Origin of the sequence: Nostoc flagelliforme FACHB-838, from assembly GCF_014698065.1 — a bacterium.
Lineage (GTDB): Bacteria > Cyanobacteriota > Cyanobacteriia > Cyanobacteriales > Nostocaceae > Nostoc > Nostoc flagelliforme_B.
Genome location: NZ_JACJSI010000009.1, coordinates 77024 through 101130 on the forward strand (window position 1 = coordinate 77024; position 24107 = coordinate 101130).

General features: G+C 41.4%; 17 protein-coding genes and 1 pseudogene. 15 read left to right on the plus strand and 3 right to left on the minus strand.

Features of this window, described 5'->3' with window-relative positions; genetic code table 11:
• Positions 1-93: 93 nt before the first annotated feature.
• From H6G97_RS07180 to H6G97_RS07220, 9 genes are all read left to right on the plus strand, one after another.
• Positions 94-1959 (plus strand): TubC N-terminal docking domain-related protein, encoded by a 1866-nt coding sequence (locus tag H6G97_RS07180; RefSeq protein WP_190939976.1) that lies wholly within the window; start codon positions 94-96, stop codon positions 1957-1959.
• A gap of 138 nt (positions 1960-2097) precedes the next feature.
• Entirely contained in the window at positions 2098-2991 is an 894-nt protein-coding gene (locus H6G97_RS07185) for an SDR family NAD(P)-dependent oxidoreductase (RefSeq protein WP_190939977.1), read from the plus strand.
• A 70-nt stretch (positions 2992-3061) separates the two neighbouring features.
• Entirely contained in the window at positions 3062-4237 is a 1176-nt protein-coding gene (locus H6G97_RS07190) for an MGDG synthase family glycosyltransferase (RefSeq protein WP_190939978.1), read from the plus strand.
• Between the two features lie 29 nt (positions 4238-4266).
• Entirely contained in the window at positions 4267-5100 is an 834-nt protein-coding gene (locus H6G97_RS07195; RefSeq protein ID WP_190939979.1) for an SDR family NAD(P)-dependent oxidoreductase, read from the plus strand.
• Between the two features lie 70 nt (positions 5101-5170).
• Positions 5171-6715: a GMC oxidoreductase gene (locus H6G97_RS07200; protein WP_190939980.1), complete on the plus strand. Its 1545-nt coding sequence runs from the start codon at positions 5171-5173 to the stop codon at positions 6713-6715.
• 89 nt (positions 6716-6804) lie between these two features.
• Entirely contained in the window at positions 6805-7932 is a 1128-nt protein-coding gene (gene glf / locus H6G97_RS07205; protein ID WP_190939981.1) for a UDP-galactopyranose mutase, read from the plus strand.
• Positions 7933-8316: 384 nt separating this feature from the next.
• Entirely contained in the window at positions 8317-9531 is a 1215-nt protein-coding gene (locus tag H6G97_RS07210) for a glycosyltransferase (protein ID WP_190939982.1), read from the plus strand.
• Positions 9532-9539: 8 nt separating this feature from the next.
• A complete protein-coding gene (locus tag H6G97_RS07215; RefSeq protein WP_190939983.1) occupies positions 9540-11105 on the plus strand; it encodes an MFS transporter in 1566 nt (521 codons plus the stop codon).
• Positions 11106-11540: 435 nt separating this feature from the next.
• Complete coding sequence (locus H6G97_RS07220; protein WP_190939984.1) at positions 11541-13730, plus strand: SBBP repeat-containing protein; 2190 nt, start codon at positions 11541-11543, stop codon at positions 13728-13730.
• Positions 13731-14132: 402 nt separating this feature from the next.
• On the opposite strand, the pseudogene H6G97_RS55880 reads toward H6G97_RS07220, so the two are convergent.
• Positions 14133-14284: pseudogene (locus tag H6G97_RS55880) on the minus strand (IS66 family transposase); the annotation flags it as partial.
• A gap of 980 nt (positions 14285-15264) precedes the next feature.
• Between H6G97_RS55880 and H6G97_RS07225 the strand changes: the two are divergent.
• On the plus strand, positions 15265-16200 hold the full coding sequence (locus H6G97_RS07225) for a M23 family metallopeptidase (protein ID WP_190939985.1): 936 nt from the start codon (positions 15265-15267) through the stop codon (positions 16198-16200).
• Positions 16201-16320: 120 nt separating this feature from the next.
• Positions 16321-16860, plus strand: coding sequence for a late competence development ComFB family protein (locus H6G97_RS07230; RefSeq protein ID WP_190939986.1), 540 nt, complete (start codon positions 16321-16323; stop codon positions 16858-16860).
• Positions 16861-16939: 79 nt separating this feature from the next.
• Here H6G97_RS07230 and H6G97_RS55335 read toward each other — a convergent pair whose 3' ends face one another.
• The gene (locus H6G97_RS55335) at positions 16940-17569 is read right to left on the minus strand and encodes a L,D-transpeptidase (protein ID WP_190940035.1); all 630 of its coding nucleotides are present in this window, start codon (positions 17567-17569) and stop codon (positions 16940-16942) included.
• Between the two features lie 681 nt (positions 17570-18250).
• Between H6G97_RS55335 and H6G97_RS07245 the strand changes: the two genes are divergently transcribed.
• From H6G97_RS07245 to H6G97_RS07255, 3 genes are all read left to right on the plus strand, one after another.
• A complete protein-coding gene (locus H6G97_RS07245; RefSeq protein ID WP_190939987.1) occupies positions 18251-18403 on the plus strand; it encodes a hypothetical protein in 153 nt (50 codons plus the stop codon).
• Between the two features lie 366 nt (positions 18404-18769).
• Positions 18770-19426, plus strand: a complete 657-nt coding sequence (locus H6G97_RS07250) for a sigma-70 family RNA polymerase sigma factor (RefSeq protein ID WP_190939988.1) — start codon at positions 18770-18772, stop codon at positions 19424-19426.
• A 157-nt stretch (positions 19427-19583) separates the two neighbouring features.
• Complete coding sequence (locus tag H6G97_RS07255; RefSeq protein WP_190939989.1) at positions 19584-20198, plus strand: anti-sigma factor family protein; 615 nt, start codon at positions 19584-19586, stop codon at positions 20196-20198.
• Between the two features lie 13 nt (positions 20199-20211).
• Here H6G97_RS07255 and H6G97_RS07260 read toward each other — a convergent pair whose 3' ends face one another.
• The gene (locus tag H6G97_RS07260) at positions 20212-20664 is read right to left on the minus strand and encodes a gamma-glutamylcyclotransferase family protein (protein ID WP_190939990.1); all 453 of its coding nucleotides are present in this window, start codon (positions 20662-20664) and stop codon (positions 20212-20214) included.
• A gap of 330 nt (positions 20665-20994) precedes the next feature.
• Here H6G97_RS07260 and leuS point away from each other — a divergent pair, with 330 nt between their 5' ends.
• On the plus strand, positions 20995-23616 hold the full coding sequence (gene leuS / locus H6G97_RS07265) for a leucine--tRNA ligase (protein ID WP_190939991.1): 2622 nt from the start codon (positions 20995-20997) through the stop codon (positions 23614-23616).
• The last annotated feature ends 491 nt before the right edge of the window (positions 23617-24107 follow it).

Here is a 24107-nt window from a genome sequence, read left to right on the forward strand (position 1 = left end):
AAAACTGCCTTTTAGCCAAGCCTATTGATACATAATTCATTCTGACTCGTGACCCCTGAATTCTATTTACATAACAACAAAAATGGTGAATCTATGAACGTATCAGAACTTTTGGAAAATCTTAATCATCAAGGCGTTCAGTTGTGGGCTGATAATGATAAACTCAAGATTAATTCCCCCAAAGGATTACTAACAGCAGAGATCCGCACAGAACTAGCTCAACGCAAAACAGAAATCCTCGCATTTCTGCAAAAAAGTAACGATGTCGTTAGTGATAGTTCTACAACTAAAGCTCAAGACCTGAGTTTGCAAACAATTGGGCGTTTGATTGGTGGTTATTGTCGTAAAATTACAGGCTTTATCCCTCCTGTCATCGATCCAAAACTGATGGCAAATAAGCTAAAAGTTACCTTTAGACCTTTGCCTAATGGTTACAAAGAAGAAACAGTTTTACAGTTTAGAAAAGAGCTAGAACATAAACTGCAAGAAAACGGAGTTCAGATATTATCTTGGGAAGAAGCAACTAAAGAGTTTAACTACGAAATTACTATTCCTTTGATTAATTGGAAAAAGAATATTACCACAAGAGTAGTTAAATCAGGTGTGAATGCTGTAGTAGATGTTGAAAAGCATCCTTCTTTATTTGGTAAAGTAAAGATACTTTTAGCAGAATTGCTCTATCGATTATATTCTCGTTTTGTTTTCAACAATAGCCCGATATCTGCTTCTAAAATCATGCAATTTATCAGTTGGGCTGAAGAGAGTGTTCAACCACTTGAAGACCCAACAAATACTCAAGCGATCGTTTTAACAAAACTGAATCCAAAGCTAGTCGATCCAAAGATACCTTATCAGCAAAAAATTCCAATTGGTGTAAATACTCTCATCAAGAACTTTTCGGAAATTGTGATTGGGGTTGATAACACCAATATCTCTATCTTAAACATGAACCTCTCAGACTCAGTATTTTCTACAGAGTTGCTTGATGAGTTCGTTTCTAAGTCTTTAATTCCTAAAATATTTGTACCAATTCAACCATTACCTTTAAGTCGATTTGAAATTGGTGAATATGACGCGAAAGCATCTCTATATGCAGGCCAATTAGTCAAATTGGGTAAAGAATTAGCATCAACAGACTTACTACCTTCTGGTTTTAAAATTAACGATGTGATGAAAAGAAAGTCTCATCGTGATATTGTAGACTGGATGATAAATGGCAGAACCGGAGTTTCTTACGGTTTTGTTGCTTACGCTGAACCGCCACAATATATCGGTGCTGTAGAAATATCCGAGAGGGAGTGGGACAGCTTATCAACGATCGCAGGATTCAGCCGTGATGAACTGCGTCAGAATGAAATTGGTAGAAGGTATATCAAAACCAAGATTGCCGAAAAATACGTATTTAAACAAATCCCAGATATCTGGCTTGCTAGTTCTCGTTCAGGCTCAAATAAAACAAACCTGAATTTAGAAACAGACGTGTTTAGGGTTGGATTACAAGATAGGTTATTACTCCAGTTACCAAAAGGACTTGATTCTGTAGTAGGCGATATCAAACCCTCTTATGATATCTATGTCATGGTGGCGATCGCACTGGCTGCTGCTTTATACGCACCAGAGTTAATTGAAAATGGGATGCCAATGATTCATTTCCACGGATATCCTTCAAAAGAATGGTTGCAACCCCATGAATACTGCACTGGAGTTCAAAATCCCTCGGTTCCTTGTGGAACTTATGAATCAGGAGTTTTTAATTTCTTAGGTATATACAATCTAGTGAATAAATATGGCAGCAATATTGCCTTAGCTAGTTTGATAGAACCAGATCATGGCACAAATATCATCGCCTCTGACTGGAAATATTTACTCGCCAGAATCAAAACTGGAGTTGAAGAGGAACAAATTGAACTGGGTGGTAAGCATTTCCCTTCTCTCAAAGAGAGCGTTGCTACTTCCTAGTGAGTGTGGTTAGCGAACCACAGAGGCACAGAGAACACGGAGAAAAAGAGAGAAAGATTCTAAAACTTGGTTTACTTAAGCATTGTTGACTTGGCGGACTGATAGGTTGGTACTGATGAAAGAGGATGTTAAGCAATCATGTCAATTATTGCAGGTCAGACAGTACTTTTGACAGGAGCCTCACGCGGGATAGGAGTCTTTATTGCTCGTGCTTTGGCAAAAGAAAAAGCAACTATAGTTGGGGTTTCGCGATCGCAAGAGGCACTAAATCAAGTAGCTACCGAAGTCAAAGCTTTAGGAGGTCGCTGGTTAGGTATTAAATATGACCTCAGCAAGCTTGAGGATCTGCCAAACCTCATTCAGCAAATTAATCAACTTGCAGGGCCAATTGACATTTTGATTAACAACGCAGGTATAGAGATATACAAAAAATTTCAAGATTATTCAACTGCGGAGTTACAGTCAATATTAACAATTAACTTGCTATCGGGGATGGAATTAAGTCGTTTGGTACTACCAACCATGTTAGCCCAAAACAGGGGTCACATTGTTAATCTTGCTTCTCTGGCTGGTAAAAAAGGAAACCCTTATAACAGTGTTTACTCTGCTAGCAAAGCTGGTTTTCTTATATGGACTGATGCACTTAGACAAGAACTAGCTAGTACTGGCGTGGAGATTTCTGCAATCTGTCCGGGATATGTTTCTAACGAGGGAATGATTGCCGATACTGGCGTACCTATACCAAAGTTAGCAGGTGCATCTACACCGGATGATGTCGCAAAAGCCGTCATCCGCGCTATTAAGCAGAATGAAGCAGAAGTGATTGTCAATCAAGATCCGACAACAGAAACTATATCAAAACTGCTGATGGGGCTATGGCAAATTTTTCCCCTATTTGGCGATGCAGTTTATCAGTGGATGGGAGTAGGTAAGCTCAATCAACTCCGTATCGAGAATCAAAAGCCCGTTGCGTTGAAATTTAATGGAAGTAAATCAATGGTAGCAGCAACAGACAAAACTACTGAAAGATAATCTTGTTGAATTTAGATATGAAATTTAAAAAGATTGTCTCGAACCCAAATACAAACCCAATGGAAAAGCCATGAAAAAAGTATATTTGATGATTTATGATTTAGGTGCAGGTCATCGCAGCACAGCCAATGCTTTGCAAAAAGTGATCGAGAAGCGGCAATTGCCTTGGGAAATTCATATAGTCGATGCTTTCAAAGAAATTATTGGCACAACTGCTCCCCACTACGTTTATAATCAGCTAATCCTCAAAAAGAATTGGGCAAAAATTATTAATGACCCTTTCTTAGTTCCTTCATTCAAATTACAAATACGCCTTTCTCGTTTTGCTTGGTTAGGACGTTTTAAAAGATACTGGCAGCAGCATCAACCTGATATGGTGGTTTCATTACTGCCTTATATCAACGGTCTGATTAATCAAAGCTTGCAAGTAGTATCGCCTAATGTGCCTTTTACAACGGTAATGACCGATCATGCCGATTGTCCACCCAACTTCTGGATTGATCCACAAGGACAATTTTTAATTTGTCCTACTCAACGAGCAGTTGAACAAGCAAAAAATTTGGGTTATACGCAAGAGCGAATTTTCAGCACTTCAGGAGTAGTAATTCATCCTCGATTTTCTGAACCCGTAAATAGCGATCGCAAAATTGAAAGAAAACGCTTAGGTCTAAATCCAGATTTACCTACAGGTTTAATAACTTTTGGTAGTCAGGGATCAAAAGCAATGCTAGAAATTGCCGATTCTCTAGAGAAATCGTCACTGAATCTACAACTTATTTTTATCTGCGGACGCAATGAAGAGATAGCAAATACTTTGCGCGGTCAAAAGAGTCGTTTACCAAGGTTCATTGAAACTTTTACTAGTGAAATTCCCTACTATATGCATCTATCGGATTTCTTTATTGGTAAATCAGGCTCTGTAGGTGTTAGCGAAGCTGTGGCAATGAGCTTGCCAGTAATTACAGATTGCAACGCTCTAAGTATGTTTCAAGAACGACCTTCGGCTGAGTGGATTGCAGAAAATGAGATTGGAATTGTAGTCCCCAATTTCCGCGATATTAACCAAGCTGTAGCAAAGCTAATCCAACCGGAAACCCTAGCTCAGTACCGTGCCAACGCCGCCGCGATCAACAATCAAGGAGTATTTGAAGTTGTTGATATTTTGGAACAAATACTTGAAAACTCCTGTTCAGTTGCGCCTTCTCCAACGGTTGAGACAAATAAGCAGTTATCCTCAACAGTTTGATGGATATATAAAAGTTTTGGAGGGTGAATGTGAAAACAATAGCAGGTAAAACAGCAGTTTTGACTGGTGCTTCCGGTGGCATCGGAGTATTTATTGCTCGTGCTTTAGCAAAAGAGCAAGCAACCGTAGTTGCCATTTCTCGTTCTCAGGAAGGTCTAGAACAAATATGTGCTGAGATTGAAGATGAGGGCGGTAAAGCTATAAGTATTCCCTTTGACATTAGACAATTAGAAGAATTACCCTCCTTAGTGCAGAAAATTAAGCAACTTGCCGGTCCCATTGATATTTTGATTAATAATGCAGCAATAGAAAAATTCCGACCTTTCCAGAATTACACCTTAGAGGATATCCAATCTATATCGACAACTAATCTTCTAGCACCAATAGAGTTAGCTCGTTTGGTATTACCAACCATGCTAGAGCGTAATAGTGGTCATATTGTAAATATTTCCTCTACAGCTGGTAAAAAAGGAGCGACTTATAACAGCATTTATTCAGCCAGTAAAGCTGGTTTGATTATGTGGTCAGATGCAATCCAGCAAGAATTAGCTAATACCAACGTCGGGGTTTCAATAATTTGTCCTGGAGTTACCGATGCTGGAATGTTTCATGCTCTTGGCATAACAGCACCCAGTGTAGCTCGCCTCGCCCATCCGACAGAAGTAGCAAACGCAGTGCTTCAGTCCATTCAGCAAAACCAGAAGGAAGTAATACTTGATGGACTGACCTCTAAAATCTTCTTTGCCATTTCACAACTTTCTCCACAACTTGGGGATGCAATTATTCGACGAGCTGGCTTGGTAGAACTGAATCGAAGCTGTGCAGAAAACCAAATGCAAGTGAGGAATCTTGTGAAAAAATAAGTTACACGAATTCTTCGAAACAAGGTAGATTAAATCTGATTTTATTAGTTACAAATTACGAATTAGGCAAATGGTTCATGAACATTATGATGTCATTATTATTGGTACGGGTGCAGGTGGTGGAACTCTGGCACAAGGCTTGGCATCAAGTGGAAAGAAAATTTTAGTTTTAGAGCGAGGCCCTTTTCTTTCCAAAGAAAAAGCCAATTGGGATTCTCAAGAAATCTATGAAAAAGGTCGCTACCGCACTTCTGAGGTATGGTACAACAAAAACGGCAAACCAATGGATACGCCAACATACTATTACGTTGGTGGCAATACGAAATTATACGGTGGCACTTTGTATAGATTTCGTGAGCGGGATTTTGAAAAAGTCATTCATAAAGATGGTATCTCTCCAGAATGGCCGTTGAAGTATCAGGATTTTGCCCCCTACTATGCTCAAGCTGAAAGGCTTTATGAAGTACATGGTATGCGAGGTCTTGACCCGACTGAACCTCCAAGCAGCGAAGACTATCCCTATCCAGCCATCAGTCATGAACCATACATTGAACAAATTTGCTATGCTCTCAAAGATAGAGGATTTCATCCTTCTTACCAGCCATTGGCGATCAAACTCAATGAAGTCGATCGTTTTTTAAGTGCATGTATTCGTTGCAACACATGCGATGGCTTTCCATGTTTGGTCAATGCCAAAGCCGATGCTGACATTAACGGTGTACGTCCAGCAATGGTCTATCCCAATCTGACTTTGATCACCGAAGCCAAAGTTTTATGTTTGCATACCAGTCCATCTGGTCGTGAAGTAACTGGCGTGGAAGCAGAAATCGCAGGTAATAGCCAGATTTTCTCTGGAAATATAGTTGTTGTTGCTTGTGGTGCAATCAACTCAGCAGCATTATTGCTCAAATCTGCCAATGACCAACACCCAAACGGACTAGCAAATAGTTCCGATCTAGTGGGACGCAATTATATTAAGCATAATATTGCGGCAATTGTGGCTTTGAGCGTAAAACCCAATCCGACAGTTTTTCCCAAGACACTTGCTGTTAATGATTTTTATTGGGGAGAGAAAGATTTTTCTTACCCAATGGGGCATGTACAGACACTCGGCGACATAAATCAAGATAGAGCTGCCGCGAATACACCACCTTTTATTCCAAAAGCAATTCTTCCCAAGAGAGTGTACAAAGCAGTAGCAGATCGTACCACTGGTTGGTTTCTCATGGGTGAAGATTTACCAGATCCCAACAATCGAGTACGTGTTAAGAATGATAAAATTTTTCTCGAATATACAAATAACAACGAAGAAGCATTTAATCGGTTTATTAAGCGTTGGATTCAAGTATTAAAGTCCATTGAGTCACATAGTAATAGCTCATTTTCAATTTATGTAACTACAAAAATGCCCTTTGGGTATCAATGTGGTACTTGTCGTTTTGGTGAAGACCCCAAAAATTCTGTACTCGATCTCAATTGTCGTACTCACGATATTGATAATTTGTACGTTGTTGATGGTAGCTTTTTCCCGTCTAGTGGCGCTGTGAACCCAACGCTAACAATGATGGCCAACGCTTTGCGGGTTGGAGAACATCTACTTGAAAGACTAAGATAACTCATTTCAATCCAAAACTTTAAACAGTAATATCGCCGAATTTAACACTATCAAACGCGCTGTCCAAAAAATAACCGGAGTGAAATGAAATGCTATTTGATTGGCTAATCGTAGGGGCTGGATATTCAGCCTGTGTAATGGCTGAACGCCTAGCAACTCAGCTTGGACAGAGAGTACTGATTGTAGAGCAGCGAGATCACATCGGGGGTAATGCCTACGATTACTACAATGAGCATGGCATTCTCGTTCATAAATATGGGCCTCACATCTTTCATACTAAGTCTAAGAAAGTTTGGGATTATCTCTCTCAATTCACAGAATGGAGACATTACTATCATCATGTACTGGGAGTTTTAGAGGGTAAGAAAGTCCCTATCCCTTTTAATCTCAATTCTCTCTATGCACTTTTTCCTGAGAAATATGCAGAGAAGTTGGAGAATTTGCTTCTAGAAAACTTCGGTTTTGGAGTGAAAGTACCCATTTTGAAACTGCGAGAAAGTGCTAGTGGCGATCTCAGTTTTTTAGCTGATTACATTTATGAAAATGTTTTTCTCCATTACACAATCAAACAGTGGGGGATGAAACCAGAGGATCTGGATCGGGGAGTAACGGGACGTGTTCCAGTTTATATCAGTCGGGATAATCGTTACTTTCAAGACCCCTATCAGGCTATGCCTAAGTTAGGCTATACAGAAATGTTCCGGCGAATGCTTGCTCATCCCAACATTAAGGTACTGCTAAACGCAGATTACCGCGAGATTATCAAAGATGTGAAGTTTCATCGTTTACTTTGCACTGGGCCGATTGACACCTTTTTTGATTATATGTATGGTGAATTGCCCTATCGTAGTCTGCGCTTTCAATTCGACACTTTGGATCAAGAACAGTATCAAGAGGTCGGTACAGTTAACTACCCCAATGACTACGACATCACTCGTATCACTGAACAGAAGTATTTGTCAGGACAAACTTCTCCTAAAACTACCTTGGTGATGGAATATCCCCAGGCTTATGTACCAGGGAAAAATGACCCTTATTATCCTATTCTCAATGAAGAGAGCCGCGATCGCTTGAGCTTATACCTTAAAGAGGTAGAGAAACTCAACGGTACAGTACTGTTCGCAGGGCGACTTGGAGATTACAAGTACTATGACATGGATCATGCAGTACTTCGGGCACTTGGTTTGTTTGAGAAAGAAATAGCCAATTCTATGTAAAAAGTGTCAAAAAGATGCGATCGCGCTTGGATGAATAAAAAAACATAGAATTTCCCTAAAATTCTGACTAAAAAATTGTTAATGTTTTTTAACATAAGGATTATAGTGGAACAAAAACTCGTTAGTAAAACCAAGCAACGCCTTGAATGTTTGATTTGCAATTCTCGCGTCGACCCAAATAATGAATCTGCATTTTCTACGTTCCCATGCAACGTCAGAGCCTTTATGAATGAAACTGGGATGAGCATCATTTTCCGCAAAAGCATTTAATCCAACAATCGCCTCCTTATGGAGTTGCTGGAGAAGTGAGTTGAATAGAAGTTCCCCCAGCAGGATAACAAAAAAAGTTTAGTTTTTAAGAGATATTTTGTATTTATGGAAACAATGCAATCACCGTCATATCCGAAAAAAAAGTTTTTGATCAATGTTGTCACCGGAAATAGTGGTGGAGGGCATATTGCTACTTCTAATGCGATATCTTCAATCATTGAGCAACAACTCCCCTGTCAAACTAGTATTACCGATGTAGACGTATTAGCACAGCGTTTAGCAGAAGGACAAAAAACACTGGATATCTACAAGTTATTCGGAACTAGTGGAGATCAAGTTCTCAATCAGATTATGCAAAGCGGTTGGACATGGATTCACCATCTGACCATGCCCTTCAATAAGCTACTGATCAAACTAAATCACGATGCTGGTGTGAGGATATTTGAGGAAGAATGGCGCGAGCAACAGCCAGACATGGTAGTTTCTGTAGTGCCGTTGTTTAATAAAATGATCTGGGAAAGTTTACAGAAAGTAAAACCAGGCACACCTTTAGTGACAGTTCTGATAGATTTTGCTGATTTTCCGTCGGCCTATTGGATAGAACCAGAAACGGGAAGTTATGTTGTTTGTGGCACGCAAAAAGCAGTTGAACAAGCTCATTCTCTAGGAGTAAAGGAGGATCTGATCGTCAAAACTTCGGGAATGGTAATTAACCCTCGCTTTTATGAACCGATTGTCAGCGATCGCTCCCAAGAAAGGCAACGCTTGGGTTTAGATCCAGACTGTCTCACCGGACTTGTATTATTCGGGGGTAATGGTTCCAAAGCAATGCTAGAAATTGCCAAGCGTCTGGAGCGTTTTCAACAAAAGCTACAACTCGTCTTTATCTGCGGACGCAATGAAGAACTAGCTTTAGCTTTACGTGAAAGCCAAGATATCCAGAAGAGGTTTGTCACCACCTTTACAAAAGACATTCCTTACTATATGCATCTTTGTGATTTCATGATTGGTAAACCAGGCCCTGGTAGCATCAGCGAGGCGTTAGTCATGAAGCTACCAGTGATTGTGGAACGCAGTGCTGCGACAATGCCACAGGAACGATACAACACTGACTGGGTTCAACAGCAGCAGGTGGGTTTGGTTATCCCCAGTTTTCGAGATATTGATCGAGCAGTTGAGCAGTTTCTTCAGCCGGAGAATTTTGCCCGCTACCGTGCAAATGTCGCTGCGGTAAACAATAGAGCCGTATTTGAAATTCCCGATATTTTGGAGAAGATTCTAGCTAGTAATTATAAAACAACAGTGGCAGAACCACTCCAGCAGAGGTAGTGAAAGCGATGAATCAAGATCGTGTTAAAGCAGTTACGCTGGCGGCAATGTGTTTCGCCCTCTTCATGGCCAATCTTGACGACACTGTGATGAATATGGCGCTTCCCAAGATTCAGACAAGTCTGGGTTCTGGTCTGTCAGGATTGCAGTGGATTCTTAATGCTTACACCCTACCTGCGGCTAGTCTAGTGTTGCCAAGTGGAACATTAGGAGACATTTATGGACGAAAGCGAGTCTTCCTCTCAGGACTAGTCATCTTTACGATCGCTTCTTTAATTTGCGGTCTAGCTCCAAATTTGAGTATCTTGATTACTGGGCGAACCCTTCAAGGAATTGGATCTGCTGCCCTAATAACTGGTTCTCTCTCGATCATTGCTGATACATTTCCTGAACCAAAGGAAAAAGCTAAAGCCCTTGGTATTTGGGCTGCGGTGTCAGGACTCGCCCTGGTTGCTGGCCCTGCCCTAGGTGGACTGCTAGTAGATACTCTGGGATGGCAAAGCGTGTTTTTTCTCAACTTACCACTGGGAGCGATCGCTTTTCGGGTGACTTCGCGTGTTGTTAAGGAAAGTAAAGATCCCAACAAGCAACGTCTTGATGTGCCTGGTTTACTGCTCAGTGTAATCTTTTTGGCTTCACTTACCTATGCACTGACCGAGGGTAATGCTGGGCTGTGGCGATCGCCGCTCATTGTCTTGCTGCTGATGGTTGCTGGACTTAGCTTTGTAGCATTTTTATTTATTGAGTCCCGCAGTAGCCACCCAATGCTGCCATTATCCTTATTTCAAAATTCAACGTTTACTGTAGTCAATATCGTTGAAATTTTGGTATTCTTCACCCTTGTCAGCTTGCTTTTTATCTTCAGCTTATTCTTGCAGCAAGTGCAGGGGTACTCGGCAACGGCGGCGGGCTTGCGCTTCCTCCCGATGAATGGAGCTTTTGTCATTGCATCTATATGTTCTGGGTGGTTTGCTGCTCGCTTAGGGTGGCGCTTTACGATCGCGACAGGACTGATGTTAGCAAGCATAGCTACGTTTTCCTTGATCCGAATCAATGCCAATACAGAGTATGGAGCAATTTTGTGGAGCCTGGTTCTTTCGGGGTTCGGTAGCGGCTTGACACTCGCACCTTTAGCAGCAGTAGGTCTGAGTTCTGCACCCTCCACAAAAGTGGGAATTGCCTCAGCAGTAATCAACGCTAGTAATCGTCTCGGCACTATTTTAGGAGTTGCTATACAAGGAACAATTCTCACGCAACAGGTAGCCTCAAATTTGGCGCGATCGCTCTCTACTTGGGGCCTCCCCTCAAACCTCCAAGATCGCCTCATCGCTGATGTTTTGCATGGTGGATTTAAAGTCCCCAGCGACCTGCCAATCAACATTTCGGGCCAAGCTATGCATCAGGCGATTAGTAATGCATTTGTGTCGGGTCTACACGCAACTGTGCTTGTAGCTAGTATTGCCCTCTTCGGTGGGGCATTTTTGATTCTGGTGTTTGTTCAGCCAACTTTTAACCAAGTCACTAAAAATTCTTTTCTTTCTATTAAATATAAGAAACAGGATAAGCGCATCTAAATTAAACTTTACAAAAAAGATGACTTATGGATAAACGGAAAAATCAGGATTTATCGTTTATTTGAGACTGTTAAGGAAGCTGCGAAAAATAAATCATTTACTATTTAGTCTAATTATTGGATACTATTCTTTGGAGATACCTAAATATAACCACCAAAGCATCCATCGATAGCAGCTAACGAAAATTAGTAAAAGGATGTTTTAAGGTAATTTTTCTTTTTCCCACTTTCGCAAATTTATCGCTCATACTCTTGATAAAATCATAATCTTATCGAATGAAACAGCCCTGCCCTAGTCCCCAGGGACGTTTCATTCGAGTAAGTAAAAATTCTATCAAGATAGTATATTTTGCGACTTTTAAAGCATCCTCACATAAGTCCGAAACTGAGTCTCGAAAAAATCTAGATTGTTTTTCAAATAAAGGATTTCAACAAAATGGCTGATGAAAAATTAGCAATCTCATTATTGACACCTGCCAGCGATATAGTCCTTGGAGGGGGTACAAATGATTCTGAAGCCCTTTTTGGCCGTGCCGGAAACGACACCATTTATCCTGACAATCCGATTGCAAGCGCGACTCAAGCAACAAATGTAGATTATTTGTTCGGTGATATATTTGACAACTCTGCTGAAGAGTATGAGATTATTCTGAATATTCAGAATGCTCAACAAGGTGGTAATCCATTTCTGATCTTAGATAGAAATATCCCATCTGTAGGGGCAGACAGATTTGTTCTTGGTGATACAAGTCAGCCCTACTACACTACCTCTAACCCAGATACTCTACTAACCACAAACTTCCTTGGTTTGAACGAGTTTGCTGTCATTTATGATTTCGGTATCAATAATGATATCATCCAGCTAAATGGTAAATCGACAGACTATCGAATCGTAAAAATTAATGGATTACAGATTGCAGGAGTAGCACAACCTCTTTCTGGAGAAGCGATATTTTCACTGCAACAGGGAGCACCTGACCTTGTAACTTTTGTAGTTGCCAAGCCGGAAGTCAATTTAGATTTGACATCGAATAATTTCCGATTTGTTGGTGAAAAACCACCTAAAAAACCAACAGAAAACAATAAAATTCAGCAGTTAGGGACTACCGGAAACGATCTCAGTCTTGCTACGGGTGCAGATGCTGCTGGCAATGTTTATATATCAGGAACTACCAACGGGCCATTGTTTGGAACAAATCTTGGTTTTGGAGATGCTTGGCTAGCAAAATATGACAGCAATGGCAACCAGGTTTGGGGTAGACAGTTTGGCTCTTCTGGGGATGAGTCTAACTTTGCGATGGTTACAGACAAGGATGGTAACTCCTACATGACAGGTGGCATGTCGGGTAACTTGTTTGGAACCAAGCAAACAGAAACTGATGTTTGGGTGGCTAAATATGACACCAATGGTAACCAGGTTTGGGGTAGGCAGTTTAGTGCTGGTGGCTTTAGTAGTGGAGCCTTTGCCATTGATCTAGATCCAACAGGGAATGTCTACTTATCAGGAATAGAAATTAACAACAATGATAGAACAGACATTTTCAATTTTGCCGTTCAGGATAATTCCTGGGTGTCTAAGTTTGACACCAATGGCAACCAGGAGTGGCTTACCCTGATTAAAGATCCTTCAGCGACCTTTCCTTTTGATATAACTCCCTTTTTTGATGAATGTTACGACCTTGCCGTTGATAAGGATAGCAACAGCATAGCTGTAGGCTGGACTCAGGGCTTACTCAGAGAGTCAGACCCATCACGACAACTTTTGAAGTACGATGCTTGGGTGTCAAAAGTCAATACCGCAGGGGAGATACAGTGGGTTCAACAGCTTGGAAGTACAAATCAGGGACTTGATTTTGCTTGGGGTGTTGATACTGACAGCAAGGGCAATATTTATGTTACAGGATGGACTACAGGGGATATTGGCACAACGGTAGGAAAAAAGGGAATTGGGGGTCGTGATATTTGGATTAGCAAACTTAACCCAGATGGCTCTCAAGTGTGGGCTAAACAGTTTGGTTCTCCAAATGATGATGGCATGTACTTGTCAGATATGCAGATCGATGAAAATGACAACATCTTTATTATCGGAGAATCTAATGGGAAGTTAGGAAAAGGCCAAAAAGAAGAATCTTATAATGCCTGGGTGGCGAAGTTCGACACTGATGGCAATAACAACTGGATTCAACAATTTGGAAGCAAAAATAATCTTGACTACGCTACAGGTGTTACTATTGACGGAAAAGGTAGTCTTTTCGTGACTGGAGCTACTGATAGCTTATTAGGGAACAGTGGTGGCGTTAATACCTCAGCTCTGGACGGTTGGTTGGCTAAACTTGACGTCAAGGACGGAAAACTGCAAAAATTTATCGGCGGTTCAGATGTCATCAGTATTGCCGCTCCTGAATCAATTCCCACCATTGATATCACTAACGAACTTGTAACTAGCGAAAGGCTGCCTGAAGGCGATAACCGGATTAACCCTGCTGCGGGAATCAGTACTAGCCGCAGTGCATTCAACTATGGACAGATCACTTCTAGTCTTGGTGACATATTTAACTCTCAGTCTGAAGGTTCTTTTCCTTTAGCTTTGGCTGAGGCAGTTAATAAGGGCGATATAGTTATTTGAAATGATTTAACAATACCTTTGCCAATTTACAAAGTTTTAACACTGATGGCAATAGAGTGAATACGACACAAATCTGTAAGTAAGCTTCCAGAAAATCTTAGCCTATTTTATTGGCTTAGATTTTCTAGAAGCATTTTTATGATTTCATAGACATATTGAAAGCCGTGACAGTAAGTAGGCTTTAAGTTATGGAATTTTGTTTAATTTCTTCACTTATCCCCTTGCCATTATCAGCAATTAATATTTGTAGATGTATAGGCAATACTGGCTATAGTTTCTAAGCGATTGAAGTTGAATTCTTACTATTGCAAAATGCGTTTGAGTAGTTGGGGATAGCGTTTTTCTAAGTCATCAGTTTTGGCTTTTGCTCCCCAAGGGGCATAGCAGTAATATGCTTATTGCAGATATCCTTCTGCGGTTTTGGGGAATAACAGCATATCGTAAAGCTCTTTCAGCCTCATTATAGTAGGTGGTAATTGCGGATGATAAAAACACGCAACCACAGCGTCCCAATCGGCTAAAATCTCATTTGCTAGAGCCTTTAACTTGGAGTAGTTAGTCCGCTACTTCTAAGCCACAAAAGTGCATTTCGTCACGAGAAGTTTGTCACTAGTGAATTTACAGCACTGGTAATACGTGAACCTATCCCACTATTCCAAAAAACCCTACTTCGTTTCGTAAAATGTGCTTGAAAACCTTAATTTTTCGTTTTTAGTTCTCAATAAGCTTAAGCTTTGTAGCACAAATATTATTAGTGGGATAGGTTCGTCGAGTCATTAAAGCTCCTTAAATAAATATGAGTCTTCTATTTTTGCTCATACTTAGTTCTATATCTGTTGTTTGCAAATAAAAAAGCACTAATTTAGAAATATAGTCAATGATATTACGTAATTCAATACCTTAAATCGAGGTTAGATGGTTTAGCTTCCGATATGGGGACAGGCAAAACTGAAATCTTGGTGATTGTAAGAAAAGATAATTCCCAACTCAACTTTTTGAACAACGGGCATTGGGTAAATCTGCTCAAGAATCTCAGCGTAGGCGTAGCCCGCCGTAGGCATCGCCTGCAAACAGCAATTTACTCCACACATTAATTTATCCTTGCCGACTTTTTACCTAGTTTAAGTAATTTCCCCATACCAATTTCAACTTAACAGTGTAATATTAGTGTCCAGTTGAAAAAGTGTCCAGTTGATTCCCAGATTTTCTTCAAGTATTATTATGTAATGATTGTAACCACAATGAGTTTCCTTTATTGCTTAACAAGTGACACCTATAGCAAGCCATAAGAGCGTTTTTGGCATCAATCTAGTTAAATTTTATGCTCATTGTCAATTTCACTACGCCTTAGTTATTAGAGCTAAGGCCAATTCACTAAAAATTACAAATAAAATGATTCGCCCTTGTAATCCATAAATACCTGGAGAATTTCCTAAAATTTATAGTTGTCAACAACATTGGCTTCAAACAGGAAACACTGGCGATAATAAGCTAGTCTATTTTCCAACACAAGCAAGGGATCTTTTGTAGTTCTATGATTATTGAGAATAGCGCTAGTAGTTTAAACAAAAAGTTGCTCGGTTTTGATGTCAAAAATTTGACAGTCAATCGCTGTGCAATAAATGTATTAAAGGGTATATTTGCTGTTTTCCCGATCACCTTGGCACTACCCGTAGATGCCCTACAAGTAAAGGTGACTCCAATTAATCCGAAATTAGGGGATACACTCTCGGTGGAGATTAATGTAGATAATCCAGATAATAGTACAAATCCGACAGTAGCTAGTGGTAAAAATACGTATCCAGCCTTTGAAATTGCACCCAATCAATATCGGGCTTTTATTCCCACAACTCCACTAGAAAAAGCTGGAACTAGAACAGTTCGGGTTGCAGGGGATGGTCAAGTACAAAACTTGGCAGTGAATGTGCTTAATCGCAAATTCCCCGTACAACGCATTACTTTACCACCTGGCAAAGCCGGAGTGGGTGCCACAGAATATGAACTGAAGCGCGTGGCAGCTTTTAAGGCACTGCAAACACCAGAAAAGTATTGGAATGGAGTATTATTGAAGCCAAATGCAGGGCGGATGAGTACAACCTATGGTGTTCGTCGCTACTATAATGGTACATTTGCAAAGGACTACTATCATCGTGGTCTTGACTACGCTGGTGCTGCCGGTTCACCAGTGATTGCCCCAGCTGCTGGGCGAGTTGCTTTGGTAGGTAGGGTATCCCAAGGGTTTCGGGTACACGGTAACGTAGTTGGCATTGACCACGGTCAAGGAGTAACCAGTATTTTCATGCACCTGAGTCGTATTAACGTTAAAGAAGGTGATTTTGTGAAAGCTGGCCAACAAATTGGTGCAGTAGGTTCAACGGGCGCTTCTACGGGGCCGCACTTACACTGGGGTTTATATGTCAACGGACAATCTGTTGATCCAACACCTTGGCGAACTAAGGCTGTTAACTAGTAGAGGCGGAATTGATCGCGTCTTTGCATAATTTGTGTTTTTTCTGCTGATAATTGAGCAAAATAAATTGGATTGATACCGTCCCTACCTTGCTTGGCTAACATAAAGATGATAAGCGTTATGAGCATCGAAAAAATTGTAGAACAAGCTCTCCAGGATGGTTATTTAACACCAGCAATGGAAGCAGAAGTCGGTAGAATCTGTGATAACGCCTCAGAACTCTCAATTGAAGAGTATATGGCGCTGGATCGGTTGATGGGTGCGCTATTGACTGGTGAGGTAGTGGCGGTACCTCGCAAACAATTCATTAACGTTATGGAAGAATTGGTACTGACGGAAGCGATCGCCCGAGTTGCAGAAATTGAAGCCACCAGCGAAAGTTCTTTAGATGTTGGGGATATTGCTGCTTACGCTCTCAATCGGCTACCACCTTTGTATGCTACTACAGAAGAAGGTGCTAGCTTCCAACGCCAAAACGCTCAGGCGCAATTGCAAGACTTAATTTCTCAGCAAGTAAGTGAAGCGATTAACCGTTACCTAGATCGACCCAATTTCTTTCCAGAACGGCAGGCCTTGGGTAAAAACAGTGGTAATGAAGTTGTACGCCAAGTTAGTGCTTTACTCCAAGCATACGCACCTAACTTTGAGCAAAAATTATAATTTTAAGAGTCATCAGTCATTGGTCATTGGTCATTTGCAAAGAATAACTGACAAATGACAAATGACAAATGACTCTTAATTAATCACGTACTAACACTGTTGTTCCTAAACTTACTTGCTCATACAACAATCGCACATCAGAATTACGCATTCTTAAGCAACCGTGGGATACAGCAGTTCCCACTAGGTGAATCTCTGGCGTTCCATGAAAGCCAATTTCATTCCGTCCATCTGACCAAAAACCAATCCATCTATCTCCCAAGGGACTATCAGTACCAGCTTCAAAAACTTTGCCCGTAATTGGGTGACGCCAGATTGGATAGTGTCGCATGTGGATCACCTGGAAAGAACCTGTAGGTGTTTCCCAACCTTTCTTACCGATAGCAATTGGGTAGCTGGCTATCACCTCCTCTCCTGCATATACATAGGTGCGGCGATCGCTTAAATCAACTACAACTTGCGTCTTGGCATCTGCCAGCCGATTAGATGCTACTTGTTGGGCTGAAGCCTTAGACCATAAAGCTTTTGGCCAACTATCCGCAATTGGATTTTGTCTTTCTACTTGCGCCACCAGCCGTGTCTGAGTTGGTAGGTCGGTTACTTTAGCTACATTTTTCTTAATATTTTTGGGCTGACTTTGCGGCTTAATAGTTGAAGGCTTAAGTGTAGAAACCCTATTAATGGTTGCTTTAGCTACATTCTTCTTAATTGTTTTTGACTTTGTTTGAGACTTAATAGTAGAAAGCTTGAGTGTAGAAGCTTTACCAGTATTTGCTTTGGCTACATTCTTCTTAATTATTTTTGACTTAATAGCAGAGGACTTTGGTGTAAACGTCCTCTGGGCAGTTGAGCCTTGGTTAACTTCATCAGGTGGCACAGATGCACCCAGTGCAATTTCTCCTAAACTCACTTGGGAAAGATTTTTGTAGACTGCCTCTGGGCGGCTTCCCTTTGGATTGGTTAGGGTAGAATCTCGCCGCATTGAAGTAGATACAGGCTTCTCAGACTGCCGTTCCGCCGTAGTAATGCGCCAATGGACAGCTAAAGATAAAAATGCTGTGCCGAAACAAAGCAACATTACCATACGCCCTACAGATTCGTTTCTTACCATTGCCATCGCCTATTGTTTATCCCTGACATATCCAGCCGAGTAATTGGATGAGTTCATCATCTGATTATCAAAAATTTATCAATACTTATCATTTCCGATATAAATCTGCCAACACCTCTGGGCAAACTAAGACTATACAAATTGTCCCAGTGGCAAAACTCTATATGAGCAACCTCATTCTTCAAAGGTTCTGGGCATCGTAAGTCAATATTTAGACTTTCTGATAAAACTTTTGAAATGTAGGAATCAATCATTAATGGTGTAGGTGGAAGAAAAACCATGTTTGAAAAACTATTACTAGCAGTCACAATTACATTTTCCCTCAATTTCTTTTTTCAAGTTCGTATCCCAGGGCAACATAACTCTAGTGCTGCTTACGGGCCACAACCAGAACAATCAGCAACTATTATGGTCACAAAAGCAAAAAAATAAATCATCATCTTAACAACTACAGCCACCCAACTTCCAGAAATTATTACCTGAATTTAAAAAGTATCAAGAAGTTAGAATTACAAAATTTTATCTTCATCCTTATAACCAAATTTAATTATTTTTATCAAGCGTATATACTCAGTTGCTAAAAGTACGAAATTGTGCATATCACAGCGTCTTTGTTCGTCGATGGGTTTCGGGCAACTATGCAAGTAGTATAAGGAAAAAGTGGCTCTCGTTATTGCTATAAATGTATCCAAAATTGTTTGCCTCAGTGTTCCAGTCATAAATCCGTCACCTTAGCATGGAACTTCTGTCCCATTAGCAGGTCTAATAGATAGGGATGATTTAGAGCCAGTACGATCTATGAGTCAGTCGATCTCTGTATCCTGGTCAACGGTTGATGCAAAGTATCCAGAAGCATCAGTGCAAGTTGACAAACTCCCTAACCACGATTTAATTTTGCGCTGTCAAGCGGGACTGCGACCAGATCGTGTTGCGTTTGCAGAACTATTACGCCGCTATCAAAGTCAAGTTGATAGAGTTCTATATCACCTAGCTCCAGATTGGGCTGACAGAGCCGATTTGGCTCAAGAAGTTTGGATTCGAGTGTATCGGAATATTAACCGATTACAAGAGCCTGCCAAATTTCGGGGCTGGTTAAGCCGCATTGCCACCAACTTGTTTTATGACGAGTTGCGGAAACGCAAGCGGGTTATGAGTCCTTTGTCGCTGGATGCTCCCCGTTCCTTAGAGGACGGCGAGATGGATTGGGAAATCGCTGGCGATACTCCCGGCCCTGAAGAAGAACTGACAACTAGAGAATTTTACGAGCAACTGCGAGAAGCGATCGCGGATTTACCAGAAGTTTTTCGTACTACCATTGTCCTGAGAGAAATTGAAGGCATGGCTTATGAAGAAATCGCTGAAATCACTGGGGTTTCCTTAGGAACTGTGAAGTCAAGAATAGCCAGAGCTAGAACGAGGTTGCAAGCTCACTTGCAGAATTATCTAGATTCCTAATTTACAGTATCTTGCCTCTGCCCAATAGCAGAATTTAAGCATAGATTAAGAATTTCCAGAAAGACGTAGATCGCTTCTGCCCTTAGGAGGAAAATTGGCTAATTTCTCCGAAATTCCCGCCCAGTTTTCCCGTGTATGAGTTGGTAATAATGTTAAGATGACTACTGATTCTCAGTTTTACGACCGTTCTCCTTTGCAACTTCCTCAAGATTTGTCAGATGGAATGGCCAATCATACCAATGAATCAACGGGTCTTATGGATATGGTGAAGCGCGATCGCTTCGAGTTATTGAGTGCTTATCTCGATGGTGAAGTCACAGCCACCGAACGCAAACAAGTAGAAGAATGGCTGGCAAATGATGCCTCAGTTCAATGCTTGTATGCCCGACTGTTAAAGCTGCGCCAAGGCTTGCGGACTCTCCCAGTGCCAGCATCCCAACAGTCACCAGAAGTAACAGTTCAGCAAGTATTGACACGTTTGCGCCGCCGCTCTCGTCTAAACTGGATGGCGGGAGGTGCAGCTGTTGCTGCTTGTGTCATCAGTGCAGTATCTGGCTTAGTACCTATTGGTTTGAGTTCGCCGCAACTGGCGCAACGAACACAAAAAGAACCGATACAAACCTCCTCAGCCTCTATAATTCCGCCTTCCCCGCTGATGGTGGGACTAAATAACCCGGTAATTGAAATTCCTAAAGCAGCAGTAGCTTCTCCAGAAAATTCAATCTATCCGGTACAGCCGCAACGCCACGACTCCAAACAGGACATAAACTAATTGCATTAACAGTTTACTCATAACTGTACTTTGCGGTTAAACCACAGCCACTCCACCAGCCGTCAGGTTGGAGGAAGCCTCCTAATTGGTCAACTCGGTCTAGAGTCATTAAATAAACCCAAGCCCAACCCAGAGAGAGCGACTGTGGCTCATAAACCTCGGTAATTTGTCGATTATAGAGGTTTTCTGGCATTTGTCTATTGGGCTGGTAATCTTCCAGCACATCTAGCTCATTTAAAATCCTTGGGTTGGAAAAAGAGAGTAAATATCCGTGAACTTGGCTATCCCCTAGCGTCATTGCTGGGTAGCCTATTGGCAGAGCAAACAATTTGCCTTGTACAAAGGCTCTTTTGACATCAACTACTTTGTCAGCACAGTATTTTTGATAGTTAGTTTCACCTGGTTTGAGCGTGCCGTAAACAAAAACTTGTATTAAATCAGAAAATTCTATATTTGATTCAATCATTTAAACCTTTATCAAATCAGGGCTTACGCATACTCTACGAACTCTTGGGGTTATTCTCTAACGAGATGCTTTGCGTTCACGTAGTGCCTCGTAGAGAAGGCGACTTGGCGGTTCGATAAATTAAGCTTTCTGCGATTTTTGCGTAAGTCCTAAAATGACTTTCACTATATCATCTGAAAAGGTAGCAGTTTGGGCATAATCAGGCTGAAGCTCAATCGCACTTATCGCTTATATATAAATCTGTGAGTAGTTGACCTACAATATTAGATTAACCTGCTATGTTGACATAGGTAGGTTGACATAGTAAGTAGACTCAGTAGGAGAATTTTGGTGGATTTCCGATATAACCCAGCAGCGATTGAGGAAAAATGGCAAAAAACATGGGTAGAACTTGGCTTAGACAAAACACCGACAGCTACTAACAAGCCAAAATTCTACGCTCTTTCCATGTTCCCTTATCCATCGGGCAGCCTACACATGGGTCACGTCCGTAATTATACAATTACCGACGTAATTGCCCGCCTCAAGCGAATGCAAGGGTATCGGGTAATACACCCAATGGGTTGGGATGCTTTTGGCTTGCCAGCAGAAAATGCCGCCATTGACCGTGGTGTACCGCCAGCAAAGTGGACTTATCAGAATATGGCCCAGATGCGGCAACAATTGCAGCGTCTTGGTTTATCCATTGATTGGGAATGTGAAATTGCTACCTGTTCACCAGATTATTACAAGTGGACACAATGGATTTTCTTGCAGTTTTTGCAAGCGGGGTTAGCTTACCAAAAAGAAGCAGCAGTAAATTGGGATCCCATTGACCAAACTGTATTGGCAAACGAGCAAGTTGATAACGAAGGACGTTCCTGGCGCAGTGGCGCAATAGTTGAGCGCAAATTGTTGCAACAATGGTTTTTTAAGATTACCGACTACGCTGAAGAATTACTCAATGACTTGGATAAATTGACAGGTTGGCCGGAACGCGTCAAATTGATGCAGGCAAACTGGATTGGTAAATCTACAGGTGCTTACCTAGAATTTCCCATCATTGGAATAGATGAAAAAATCGGCGTGTATACTACACGTCCAGATACCGTTTATGGTGTCAGCTACCTAGTCTTAGCACCAGAACATCCCTTGACAAAGCGTGTCACCTCAAAAGAACAGCAAGCAGCCGTAGAAGCCTTTATTAAAGAGGTTTCCAATCAAAGTGAGTTAGAACGTACTGCTGAAGACAAACCTAAGCGGGGTATCCCCACAGGTGGGGTGGCAATTAACCCATTTACAGGGGAAGAACTGCCGATTTGGATTGCTGACTATGTACTGTATGAGTATGGTACTGGGGCAGTGATGGGTGTACCAGCACACGATGTCCGAGATTTTAAGTTTGCCAAAAATTACGACTTACCAGTTGATTTTGTCATCGTTTCCCCAGATGATGTTGTAGGTTTTGACTTAACTCCAACATCAGAGATTGATGAAGTCACACAACTCATCCAAATTGAATACAACCAGGCATACACTGAACCAGGAATTTTAATTAATTCTGGGGCTTTTACTGGCATGAATTCCACAGATGCTAAACAAGCAATAATTGAACACGCCGAACAACAAGGTTTTGGTAAAGTAAGAGTGCAATATCGCTTGCGGGATTGGTTAATTTCGCGGCAGCGTTACTGGGGCGCACCAATACCTGTAATTCACTGTCCCAACTGTGGGATAGTCCCAGTGCCTGATAAAGATTTACCAGTCCAGTTGCCAGAAGAAGTGGAATTTACTGGACGTGGCGGTTCACCTTTGACTCAGTTGGAAAGCTGGGTAAATGTCTCTTGTCCAACTTGTGGCACTCCAGCGAAGCGGGAAACTGACACGATGGATACTTTTATTGATTCCTCATGGTATTTCTTGCGCTTCCCTGACGCTAAAAATGAACAACAGGTTTTCGATTCTAGTAAAATTAATGACTGGATGCCAGTTGATCAGTACGTGGGTGGGATTGAACACGCGATTTTACATTTGTTGTATTCGCGGTTCTTTACTAAGGTTCTGCGGGACAGAGGGTTACTGAATTTTGATGAACCCTTCCAACGCTTATTAACTCAAGGTATGGTACAGGGTTTAACTTACCTAAATCCCAACAAGGGCGGCAAAGATAAATGGATTCCTTCTAATTTGGTAAATTCAGGCGACCCCCGCGATCCCCAGACAGGCGAATCACTGCAACGTCTCTACGCCACCATGTCTAAATCAAAGGGCAACGGTGTAGCCCCAGAAGATGTAATTTCCAAATACGGTATAGATACAGCGCGGATGTTCATCTTGTTCAAAGCGCCGCCAGAAAAAGATTTGGAATGGGATGAAGCTGATGTGGAAGGACAATTCCGCTTTTTAAATCGGGTTTGGCGTTTGGTGACAGATTATGTTGCAGCTGGGGTATCCCGTAAGCAAGCCCAACTCGCTGATTTAACTAAGGTAGAAAAGGAATTGCGGCGGGCGATTCACACGGCGATTCAAGCGGTAACAGAAGACGTGGAAGACGAATATCAATTCAACACAGCTATTTCAGAATTGATGAAGTTGAGTAATGCCCTAACTGATGCCAACGGAAAAAATTCACCAATTTATGCAGAAGGTATTCGGACTTTGGTGGTATTGCTAGCACCATTTGCACCACACATTGCTGATGAATTGTGGCATTTATTGGGTGAAAGTAATTCAGTCCACACTCAAACTTGGCCATCATTTGACCCGGCTGCTTTGGTTGCGGATGAAATCACTTTAGTGATTCAAGTTATGGGTAAAACTCGCGGCTCGATTCAAGTACCAGCACAAGCAGATAAAGCAGCGCTGGAGAAATACGCCCGTGAATCAGAAATTGCCCAACGTTACATCGAAGGTAAGGAGATTAAAAAGGTAATTGTGGTGCCTGGAAAGTTGGTGAATTTTGTAGTTAGCTAAGTACAGCTTTGCCTAAAATCGTGGCGAATTGAAGGTTGAAATTTCACCACAGATGCTGTTCGCCTTCCCGCAGGGTAGGGGTGCAGAGAATTCGCTACTAATTATTAATGAAATGTTGTACCTATACCAATTCAATTAATGATTGCAACACATCCTTGGGTAAAGACGCGATGAATCGCGTCTCTACAGCAATATGCTTGGGTTAAGCATTTCTTTCTTCTCTTTACGTCCTACCCTGCGGGAAGCCACTTCTCTACGAGACGCTCCGCGAACGTCTCTATGTGTCCTTCTCTAACGAAACGCTGCGCGTAGCTTGCTTCTCCGTAGGAGTATGCGGTTCGTTAAAAAAAATTGACTTTGGCAAAGAGTTTTAGCCTTAACTGAACTGTATTTAATTATAACCACTTGGGTATTATTGTTTGTACAAACAATCGTAATTGGCAACAGTTTGCAGCATGGATAGATGAAGCTGTAACAGCAGAAGAACCGTT

Bases quoted from the DNA above. Each gene is read 5' to 3' on its own strand.
- H6G97_RS07200 (WP_190939980.1), top strand. From the start codon at position 5,171: ATGGTTCATGAACATTATGATGTCATTATTATTGGTACGGGTGCAGGT.
- H6G97_RS07255 (WP_190939989.1), top strand. From the start codon at position 19,584: ATGACTACTGATTCTCAGTTTTACGACCGTTCTCCTTTGCAACTTCCT.
- H6G97_RS07210 (WP_190939982.1), top strand. From the start codon at position 8,317: ATGCAATCACCGTCATATCCGAAAAAAAAGTTTTTGATCAATGTTGTC.
- H6G97_RS07245 (WP_190939987.1), top strand. From the start codon at position 18,251: ATGTTTGAAAAACTATTACTAGCAGTCACAATTACATTTTCCCTCAAT.
- H6G97_RS07215 (WP_190939983.1), top strand. From the start codon at position 9,540: ATGAATCAAGATCGTGTTAAAGCAGTTACGCTGGCGGCAATGTGTTTC.
- H6G97_RS07250 (WP_190939988.1), top strand. From the start codon at position 18,770: ATGAGTCAGTCGATCTCTGTATCCTGGTCAACGGTTGATGCAAAGTAT.
- glf (WP_190939981.1), top strand. From the start codon at position 6,805: ATGCTATTTGATTGGCTAATCGTAGGGGCTGGATATTCAGCCTGTGTA.
- H6G97_RS07190 (WP_190939978.1), top strand. From the start codon at position 3,062: ATGAAAAAAGTATATTTGATGATTTATGATTTAGGTGCAGGTCATCGC.
- H6G97_RS07260 (WP_190939990.1), bottom strand. From the start codon at position 20,664: ATGATTGAATCAAATATAGAATTTTCTGATTTAATACAAGTTTTTGTT.
- H6G97_RS07180 (WP_190939976.1), top strand. From the start codon at position 94: ATGAACGTATCAGAACTTTTGGAAAATCTTAATCATCAAGGCGTTCAG.
- H6G97_RS07220 (WP_190939984.1), top strand. From the start codon at position 11,541: ATGGCTGATGAAAAATTAGCAATCTCATTATTGACACCTGCCAGCGAT.
- H6G97_RS07230 (WP_190939986.1), top strand. From the start codon at position 16,321: ATGAGCATCGAAAAAATTGTAGAACAAGCTCTCCAGGATGGTTATTTA.
- H6G97_RS07185 (WP_190939977.1), top strand. From the start codon at position 2,098: ATGTCAATTATTGCAGGTCAGACAGTACTTTTGACAGGAGCCTCACGC.
- H6G97_RS07225 (WP_190939985.1), top strand. From the start codon at position 15,265: ATGATTATTGAGAATAGCGCTAGTAGTTTAAACAAAAAGTTGCTCGGT.